Here is an 8,668-nt window from a genome sequence, read left to right as displayed (position 1 = left end):
AGTATCAGTGTGCCACTATACAGGCTGCTGCACTCGGCGTTACATAAGCTATCTAGTTTGAAGTTATCATCTGATAATCAGCGTTGGCTGCAAGAGCTACGTTTTGCTTTTGATGGCATCCCGCTTAGCCGAGATGTCGAAAGTGATATAGCGAGTTTGCGCTTGGATCGCGGTATGGGGCATTACCATGAACCACTGGCATGGGCGCAATTGATACTGAGCGGGATGAACCCGAGTGCCCTACAAGGGGAGACCAAAGCGTTGTCGCTGTTGTTCCCGATGGAGGCGGTGTTTGAGTCTTTTGTCGCACAAACTCTTGCCGATGAGCTGCCGCAAAATCTCAAAGTGAAATCGCAGGCAGCAACCTATTCATTGGTGAAACATGGGGAACAGGATTGCTTTAAGCTGCGTCCGGATCTATTGATCCAATCCCGTTACCCAATTAAAACCAGGATGGTATTGGATACTAAATGGAAGCTGATTAATAGCCGTTCAAAACCGCAATCTATGTATGGATTGTCGCAGGCCGACTTTTATCAAATGTTCGCCTACGGCCAAAAATATCTCGCAGGAGTTGGTGAGATGTACCTGATCTATCCGGAACATGACGATTTTAACCGGCCAATAGCTCAGCACTTTGCCTTCTCGGATACGTTGAAATTATGGGTTGTGCCTTATCGGATAACTGCAAAGCGCGGCCAGAGAATGATATGGGCACACGATATCTCTGTAGCATAGCAATAGAGATATCGCCGTGTTACCTCATCCCTTAAACACCTGCCCCCGATGCCAATCCACAAAGTTCTCCAAAGGATAATGCTCGGCTCTTTTAGGTAACAGAATCGCCTGCCCGGCAAAATCCCAGAACAGGCGACGTACCATTTGGCTGTCGCCGTTCATGCCTGCCGAAATAAGCAATTTCATGCTGTCATCAAAGCCAATCACACCCATATCGAATGCGGAGTGGTGCAGGGAACACAGCGCCAGGCCATTGGTCACGGAGCAGGGACCGCCGTATTGCTTCCACTTGATATGAGCTGCTTCCAAACCCACGGACGTGTCGTCGTGCCGCAGGTTGTAACCGCACACCGCACACTGATAGTTATAGGCTCGTAATATGTTTTGGCGGAATGCCGGATCGCGTGCTTTGCGTATCCCATCAAGCTGAAAATCCAAACGGTTGGCTATCAGTTCCTGAACGCTGTCAGGGAAATGTTCACATAGAATTTGCTGCGCCAGCTTATCGAGCAAAGCTGGCTGGCTGCGTAGCAGTTGGTAGCTCTCTTCATCGAAGCCGCCCATCACGCCGTGTTCGATAATCTCGCGCTTCGGTGGCTCTTTACTGCCTTTCTGTGGGCTGTAAAGCTGCGCATTGTGTAATTCCCAGAACCCATCGCCGCGTAAACGCCAGAACGGCATGGTGGGGTAATGGTCCCGCCGTTGTGGGCCAAAACTATTGAGTAATGCCAGCAGGGGGGCATGGATCTCTTCGCCGTAATTGAATAGCCGCTCATGCCCCTGCTGATATTGGGATAGCACATACAGCAGCAGTAATGGCTTATGCGGTGCACGCTGATCGCCTCTGCGCCACACGCTCAGATTGGAGATGGCGGTTTGCAGTTCCTTGCTGGTTTTCATCTTGTGCGTCCTGGCGATGCGGCGGTAAAGGTTGCGATCATGCTCGTAAAAGAGAAGGGATTCAATAGTTACGCCAGCCGTTCCGCTACCAGCGTACTGCCTGTGCGCCAGCGTAGTTGCTCAACGAGAAACCGGTTTGACAAGCTGCCACTCGGCTCCCAGCCTGATGGCGTGTTTGGCATTGGTCACGCCCATCTTTTTCACGATATTGCCAATATGGAATTTTACCGTACGCATTTTTACGCCAAGAATAATGGCAATTTCCGGGTAGGTTTTCCCCATACTGGCCCAATAGAGCACTTCATTCTCCCGTGCTGACAGGGGGTCCTTTGCTGCGTTGGGATTATCGAACCTATTTCGTGCGGTTTCCTGATGCCGGGTGGTAATTTCTTGGTGGATGTTAGTCAGCAGCATCTGCAAGTGGGCTTTGCTATGGTGTATTTTGCTCTCTATACCAATGGACTTGTTGTCATTATCCATCAGTGACAGCATGGCCAAATTATGATCGTGGTCATGTAGTACAAAGGTATAGCCATGGGTAATGTTATAGCTTTTTGCCTGACTGAATATTTCTGAGGGCTTCAGGCGTGATTGTAGTGACGTGCTTTCATCCCAGGAAAATGGCGAGACCCTTTGCAGAGCGCAGTGCACCACAGGATCGATATGCTGATAGTTTCTTTCTTTATAGATATCAATCCATTGACTTGGGTAATTGGAGGTTATCAACGTCTCTAGCGGGTTTTTCTTGTTAAGTATCAGATAGGCATATTTGAAATCGCCAAATTCCGCTATTTTTTCATCCAGATGATTTTTATAGGCATTATTTTCATCATGGCCAGCAGAGAAGAGTGTAGACATCAAATTACCTCGGTTTGAAATAATTACGTCCGTGAAATTACTTTCATAACAATATCTTACTTAAATCGTTATCGAGCGCAAGATAATATGCTGGCTCGGCGGTGATTTGCGATAAAATAGCAAAAAAAACCTGACCTCGATGGGTCAGGTTGCCACATTGGCCAACACCAGGGAAATTTTTACTGCCGTTATCTTAAGGCCATACTCTTAGTGGTGGCAAGCGCCCTGTGTTGTTTTTTTAGCTGCCAGTCACTGATAGGGTTATGAAGCGCTTTGAATTTAAACGGACCGGCCTGTTTCAGCGATGTTGCCACCAACGGTGAATGTTCATATTGCGTACACTTTATTTACTGGCAGCCTATTCTGATACGGTTTCAGCCCAAGGTTTCCCCATCGGCGGTTAACGAATTATGTTCACGCCAGCCTGGCGATAGCGTTTAAACAACGCATCGGGTATGGCTGCGTCGGTGATCACACAGTGGATACAGGAAAGGGTACTGATGTTGTACGGGTTGGTTTGCTCGAATTTACTGTGATCGGCGAGCAGGATCACTTTCTTGGCACGTTGAATAATGGTCTTTTTGATACCGACTTCGAATAATGTGGCGTTGGTGATACCCGCATCCAGTGATAAGGCATCGCAGGAAATAAACGCCTGTTCGACCGAAAAGGTTTTCAACATGTCGGTTGCCAGGCTTTCCCCTACGGTGAAGTAACCGGGGCGGATCATTCCCCCAATGATATAACTTTCCAGGTGGCTCATCTGCGCCAGATGATGGGCAATGTTGACATCGGTGGTCAACACGCTGGCTGGCATATCCAGGACCTTAGCCAATTCCAGGCACGTGGTGCCAGAGTCGAGAATGATGAAATCGTGAGGCGAAATATGCTGGCGTGCCAGCAGAGCGATCTGCTTTTTGGCATCGACGTTAATGTTCTTCTTCATGTCGAAGACAAACTCTTTATCCGCATTGTTGACGTTAAAGCGTAAACCGCCGTGATAACGCTCCATACCGGGATAGTGGGCAGCGATATAATTGAAATCGCGCCTTAGGGTCGCTTCGGCATAGTTCAACAACTCGTTGGCCTGCTGGATACTCAACTGATGATGTAACCACAGGTAGTGCAGGATATTGCCGATGCGTTCACTGCGCTGTTGGCTCATGGCGTTACTCCTGAAACTGGCGCAGTGCCTGTGGGATATTACTGCTGCCAAATACCGCACGGCCCAGCACCAGATGGCGGGCACCAGCATGGACCAGTTGCGGGGCAACCGAGATATCGATTCCCCCGTCGGCCCAGATCTCAGTGTGCGGGAAAAACGTTGCCGCTTCGGCAATTTTATCCCGCATCGTCGGGATAAAGTCTTGCCCTGCGCCGTCGGGTTCACTAGTCATAATCAACACTCCCTCGAGCCTGTCTTTCAGGTATTTGTAGGGCGCAAGGGGCGTTGCCGGATTAAACGCCAGACCCGCCTGTGCACCCGTTTGGCGTATGGCCGCCAGCCCTTCAGCCGGATTGGCCAGCGCTTCGGCATGCAGGAAAACCCAGGCAGGCCGCAGTGGGGCTATCCATTGTAGCCAGGGGAAAGGATTAGCCAGCATCAGATGAAACGACAGCGGAACACTGCTGGCCTGAGCGATGGCATTGACGGTCTTCATTCCGAAGGTGATGTTGCTGATAAAACTGGTGTCTTCAATATCAAGGTGCAGGGTGCTGATGGGTTGGGATGCCAGGATAGCCAGCGTTTCCCCCAGTTTCAGCGGGTTGGCGGAGGCCAGTGAAGGATGAAGATGTGGCATGGTGGTCACTCCTGCACGCTGTGGGAATGGAAAAGTTGGTAAAGCTGGCTGTCAGTGGTGGCCCGTTGCAGTTGAACGAGCAGTTGTTCATCTGCTAACAGCGCTGAAATGCGCTGGATGGTCGCCAGATGCGTGTTGGCGTCTGCTGCGCTGAGCGCGATCAGTAGCCAGACCGGATCGCAGTCCTCATGACCAAAACGAACAGGTGCCTCCAACGTGGTGATGGCAATGCCATTGGCCAGCACTCCTTGTTCGGGCCGGGCATGGGGCAAGGCAATGCCCGGTGCGACGACATAATACGGCCCCCATTCCAGAGTATTATCGATCACCCCCTGACAGTAACGGTGAGTGATGCGGCCCGTGCCTAGCAAAGGGGCTAGAGCGATTTGCACCGCCTGCTGCCAATCGGTGGCCGATCTTCTGGCCTGAGCCAGCCGGGGATGAGATAGCAACATATTGACTCCTGTAACAGAAAAGCGATTAATAAAGGCCCGGCCTACTTTGGCGAGGACGCCGGGCCCGTTAGCGATGACGGGGGGACCGTTGCAAAGCGGTCCCGTTTTACCCTCTCAACAGATGAACCTTCTCCATAAAGCGTGCGACCCGTTGCTCATCCACGAAGTTGGCGAATATTCCGTCTTTTTTGAAATGTGTTGCGGTCACGCAGCCGTCGGCGATCGCCAGTTGTTCCTCCACGTTTTCCAGGCATACCCCGGTATTGGCCAACACCACGGTATCCGGTACCGTATCTTTCACCACCTTGAGCAGGGCAGCATCCGTTTTGCTGCCTGCCGTCAGGCCAGAAACGCACAATGCGTCCGGATGGTTGTTGAACACCGTTGATTTGGCGATGGAGGCAATATCCCGGTTACCCAGATAAACCGCCGCTTCCGGCACAATGTTGAACAGGGTTTTGACATGCCCGGCACCGATGCGGTGCTGATGGCGGATGGTTTCCCCCACGTTGGTATCCCAGACGCCGAAGTCGCTGGCGTAGGCCCCGGTGAAGATCTCACGGATAAACTTGGCATCCACGGCCATAGCCAGATCGAAAGAGGCTACCGGGTCCCACAGCACGTTCACGCCATAAGGCACGCGGATCTCACTCATCAGTTGCCCGATAACGCGCGCCATGGCGGCGGTGGTTTCCGGTTTTACCTTGGTCAGATACGGCAGGCTGAACTCGTTGGAGAACATCACCGCGTCTACGCCCCCGTTTTGCAGCGCCATCAGATCGTTATGAGCTTTATCGATCACCCAGTTCATGCCTCGGTTGCTGTCATAATCTGGGTCGCCGGGTAATGCACGCAGGTGGCACATGGCAATCACGGCTTTCTCGGTGCCAATCACGGTTTTAAGCCAAGTCATAGTTACTACTCCTTTAACGGGTTAATACATCAGGCGGAAATTTCACGATTACGCAGGCCAATCACCACTAGTGCCGTGATGCCGACGCAAACAATGGTGCCAATCAGCCCCATACCGACCAGCTCAGTAATCGACCAGCCAAACGGGTTACCGACGGACAGCGCGGTGATTTGCGAACCGTCTTTGGCCAGATTGAAACCACCTTGAGCGGCCATTTGGCTAAAGAACGGCGCAAACTGGGTGGCGATCAGCAGCACAAAGATCATGGTGATAAAGCTGGTGATTAAGGTGCGCAGGAAATCGCCTCGGTGGATCACCGTTGCCATACAGACAAAGAAAGGGGCGACGGGAAGATCGGCCAGAGGTAACACGCTATTACCGGGAAGTAATCCGGCGGTGATCAGCATGATAGGGATCAGCAGCAGGCCAACGGCAATCGTGGTGGGATGGCCAAGGGTGACGGCGCTGTCCAGGCCGATATACAGCTCGCGACCATGAAAGTATTTTTGCAGGAAGGTGCGGGCACCTTCCGAGATCGGCAACAGGCCTTCGACGATCAGGCGGATCATGCGTGGGAACAACACCATGATCGCGGCAACGGTGATCACCAGGTTAGCCAGATCACGGAAGCCGTATCCGGCAGCCAGGCCAAAGATAATCCCCAGAATAACGCCAATAATCACCGGATCGCCGATCATACCAAAGCGTTTCTGGATCTCGCTGGCATCGATATTGTGGTTTTTCATAAATGGAATGCGCTGGTAAACCCATTCCAGCGTCAGCGCTATCGGGACGGAACTGCTCCCCCAGCCCTGTGGAATGGAGATCCCTTCCAGCCCGACAATGTTCTGTACCCGTTTGGCGGTGAGATCGGCCATTTTCAGCGACAGTGCCGCGTGGCACACTGCGGCGATGATGCCATAAATCATGCTACCGGTAAGGATGTGAGCAATGGCCCCGGTGATGGCGTAATGCCAGTAGTTGTAGATATCCACGTTCATGGTTTTGGTCAGCCGGGTTAACAGCAACACGATGTTGAACAGGAAGACTATCGGGATCACCACCGCCCCGATGGCGGTAGCGTAGCCCACGCCGGAAGCCGGGCCTGCGCCGACATCCAGCAGATGGAGCTGCAAGCCGAAGCGGTTGATCATCAACTTGATGGCCGGGTTGAGGCTATCGATCGCCATGACGATCACCAGCCCCATGCCAACGAAGCCGATGCCGATGGTTACCCCGGCTTTGACTGCCTGCAAAAACGGGATACGGAAGATCAATGCGATAAAGAACATGATAATGGGGACAAACACGCTGCCCCCTAGCGATAACAGGTAATCAAGCATGACTTTGTCCCCGTGGTTATTTTAACAACTCGAGCAACTGCCGCTTGAGCGGCTCGTCATTGATCCCAGTCAGAAACGGCGCACCGTTCAGGGTCGGGATGCCATAGTCGGTAGTGATTTTCATCGCCGTGACGATCAGATCCACGCCCTGCTTATTCAGCGGGATTTCGTTCAGGCAACATTGGCTGGTGGAGGCGTTAATGTTGTGGCTGGCCAGAAAGTGGGTGATTTTCTGGGCGATCATGGTTGACGTCGCCATGCCGGTGCCACAGGCAACCAGTATCTTCTTCATGATGATGACCTCGCTGATTTTGCGGTAATAGGGAAGGTTTCGGCTTGCGCCAGAATCAGATGCGCCAACAGATCGATGCAGTGTTGCAGATCGCTCAGGCTGGCAACTTCACTTGGGGAATGGGTGTAGCGGCAGGGTATGGACAAGCCAGCGCAGAGAATGCCGTCCTGCTGCAGTTGGATGTAGCCACTTTCGGTGATCACGCCCGGTGCCACTTCGCGCTGAACCGGGATCTGGTGTTGTGCGGCGGTACTTTCCAGCCAGTGGATCACTTTTGGTGACGTGATCAATCCGGCCAGCGTGCCGCGTCCGTGGTAGTTCAGGCAGGTAATGCCCGGCCCTTGGTTCATCACCAGATCGGCATAGTCACTGAGATCCGGTGTATCGCATGACGGGGTGATATCGATGCCGATGGTCATATCCGGCCGCACGGTGTTCAACACCGGCAAGATCCCCCGGATATTAAATTCTTCCTGTACGGCGGCGACGATAAACAGGGCGATATCCAGCGGCTTATCGGCAATTTTATCCGCCAGACCGACCAATGCGGTGCATCCCAGGCGGTTATCCAGCGCTTTGCTGCAAATCAGGTTGTTGCCGAGCTTTCGCGGTGGGTTATACAGCGTGATGGGCGTACCGATATTAATCCCCATATCCAGCGCGTCCTGTTTGCTGGCGGCACCAATATCGACCCACAGTTGGTCGATGGCGGGTTGTTGGGTTCGTTCGTCCCCTTTGCTGAAATGGTAAGACTTGATGCCGATGCAGCCGGAGACCGGGCCTTTACTGCCTTGTAGCGTCACTGTCGAGCCGGACATGGTGATCTGCGCTGGCCCACCAACCCGCTCGAAGCGAACAAATCCCCCCGGTTCAATCTTACGCACCATAAAGCCAACTTCGTCCATATGGGCAAAAACCATTACGCGCAGGGCATTCGGATCCTGGCTGCCATATTGCGCGATCACGTTGCCCAGCACGTCCCGCCGGGTGCTGATAGCGCCTCGAGCGAGCAGGGGCTGGATAACGTCCGCAACCGGTGTTTCAAAGCCGGGAATAGCGTCTAACGACAACAGTTGCAGCAGGGTAGAACTGATATCAAATGGCATAATCAACCTCTGTGATGATTGGCAGAGAGGATGTTATGTGCGCTAACTGATTGATAAAATGTGATAACAATCGCAGAAAAAATAGGCGTAACGGTTTTTTTGGGAATTTTGTTAACTGGTTAAAATTAAATCGCTCAATTTTGCTGCGTATTTGGTGATTTCGCTCAATGGCGGCGATCGATCCCGGCCAGATGGGTTTTCCGCCTTAAGGTGTGAATGTCTGATAGTTGTTTGAATGTAGCAGTGCGTTTCGAACGATTA

At 52.4% G+C, this 8,668-nt stretch carries 10 protein-coding genes; 1 reads left to right on the top strand and 9 read right to left on the bottom strand.

Going from position 1 to position 8,668, the window contains the following annotated elements; genetic code table 11:
- On the top strand, positions 1 to 738 hold a 738-nt coding region (locus U869_RS0114880), incomplete at its 5' end, for a hypothetical protein (RefSeq protein WP_025121849.1).
- Between the two features lie 24 nt (positions 739 to 762).
- Here U869_RS0114880 and U869_RS0114875 read toward each other — a convergent pair.
- The 9 genes from U869_RS0114875 to U869_RS0114835 form a co-directional block, all read right to left on the bottom strand.
- Positions 763 to 1,638, bottom strand: a complete 876-nt coding sequence (locus U869_RS0114875; RefSeq protein WP_025121850.1) for a phosphorothioated DNA-binding restriction endonuclease — start codon at positions 1,636 to 1,638, stop codon at positions 763 to 765.
- A 120-nt stretch (positions 1,639 to 1,758) separates the two neighbouring features.
- Complete coding sequence (locus U869_RS0114870; RefSeq protein WP_025121851.1) at positions 1,759 to 2,496, bottom strand: LuxR family transcriptional regulator; 738 nt, start codon at positions 2,494 to 2,496, stop codon at positions 1,759 to 1,761.
- Positions 2,497 to 2,896: 400 nt separating this feature from the next.
- A complete protein-coding gene (locus U869_RS0114865) occupies positions 2,897 to 3,661 on the bottom strand; it encodes a DeoR/GlpR family DNA-binding transcription regulator (RefSeq protein WP_029987824.1) in 765 nt (254 codons plus the stop codon).
- 4 nt (positions 3,662 to 3,665) lie between these two features.
- Positions 3,666 to 4,298, bottom strand: coding sequence for an epimerase (locus tag U869_RS0114860; protein WP_025121852.1), 633 nt, complete (start codon positions 4,296 to 4,298; stop codon positions 3,666 to 3,668).
- A 5-nt stretch (positions 4,299 to 4,303) separates the two neighbouring features.
- Entirely contained in the window at positions 4,304 to 4,750 is a 447-nt protein-coding gene (locus U869_RS0114855; RefSeq protein ID WP_025121853.1) for a PTS sugar transporter subunit IIA, read from the bottom strand.
- A 109-nt stretch (positions 4,751 to 4,859) separates the two neighbouring features.
- Positions 4,860 to 5,666, bottom strand: coding sequence for a BtpA/SgcQ family protein (locus tag U869_RS0114850; RefSeq protein WP_025121854.1), 807 nt, complete (start codon positions 5,664 to 5,666; stop codon positions 4,860 to 4,862).
- Between the two features lie 29 nt (positions 5,667 to 5,695).
- Positions 5,696 to 7,009, bottom strand: coding sequence for a galactitol-specific PTS transporter subunit IIC (locus tag U869_RS0114845; protein ID WP_025121855.1), 1,314 nt, complete (start codon positions 7,007 to 7,009; stop codon positions 5,696 to 5,698).
- Positions 7,010 to 7,025: 16 nt separating this feature from the next.
- On the bottom strand, positions 7,026 to 7,301 hold the full coding sequence (locus tag U869_RS0114840) for a PTS sugar transporter subunit IIB (protein WP_115650726.1): 276 nt from the start codon (positions 7,299 to 7,301) through the stop codon (positions 7,026 to 7,028).
- A complete protein-coding gene (locus tag U869_RS0114835) occupies positions 7,298 to 8,407 on the bottom strand; it encodes a M42 family metallopeptidase (protein WP_025121857.1) in 1,110 nt (369 codons plus the stop codon). The genes U869_RS0114840 and U869_RS0114835 overlap by 4 nt, the downstream gene beginning before the upstream one ends.
- Positions 8,408 to 8,668 lie beyond the last annotated feature (261 nt).

It is taken from the genome of Serratia sp. H1w (assembly GCF_000633355.1).
Classification (GTDB): Bacteria; Pseudomonadota; Gammaproteobacteria; order Enterobacterales; family Enterobacteriaceae; genus Chania.
The sequence above is the reverse complement of the archived record's forward strand: the minus strand, read 5'-3'. Positions and strand labels throughout refer to the sequence as shown.

Bases quoted from the DNA above. Each gene is read 5' to 3' on its own strand.
- U869_RS0114835 (WP_025121857.1), bottom strand. From the start codon at position 8,407: ATGCCATTTGATATCAGTTCTACCCTGCTGCAACTGTTGTCGTTAGAC.
- U869_RS0114840 (WP_115650726.1), bottom strand. From the start codon at position 7,301: ATGAAGAAGATACTGGTTGCCTGTGGCACCGGCATGGCGACGTCAACC.
- U869_RS0114870 (WP_025121851.1), bottom strand. From the start codon at position 2,496: ATGTCTACACTCTTCTCTGCTGGCCATGATGAAAATAATGCCTATAAA.
- U869_RS0114865 (WP_029987824.1), bottom strand. From the start codon at position 3,661: ATGAGCCAACAGCGCAGTGAACGCATCGGCAATATCCTGCACTACCTG.
- U869_RS0114845 (WP_025121855.1), bottom strand. From the start codon at position 7,009: ATGCTTGATTACCTGTTATCGCTAGGGGGCAGCGTGTTTGTCCCCATT.
- U869_RS0114860 (WP_025121852.1), bottom strand. From the start codon at position 4,298: ATGCCACATCTTCATCCTTCACTGGCCTCCGCCAACCCGCTGAAACTG.
- U869_RS0114875 (WP_025121850.1), bottom strand. From the start codon at position 1,638: ATGAAAACCAGCAAGGAACTGCAAACCGCCATCTCCAATCTGAGCGTG.
- U869_RS0114850 (WP_025121854.1), bottom strand. From the start codon at position 5,666: ATGACTTGGCTTAAAACCGTGATTGGCACCGAGAAAGCCGTGATTGCC.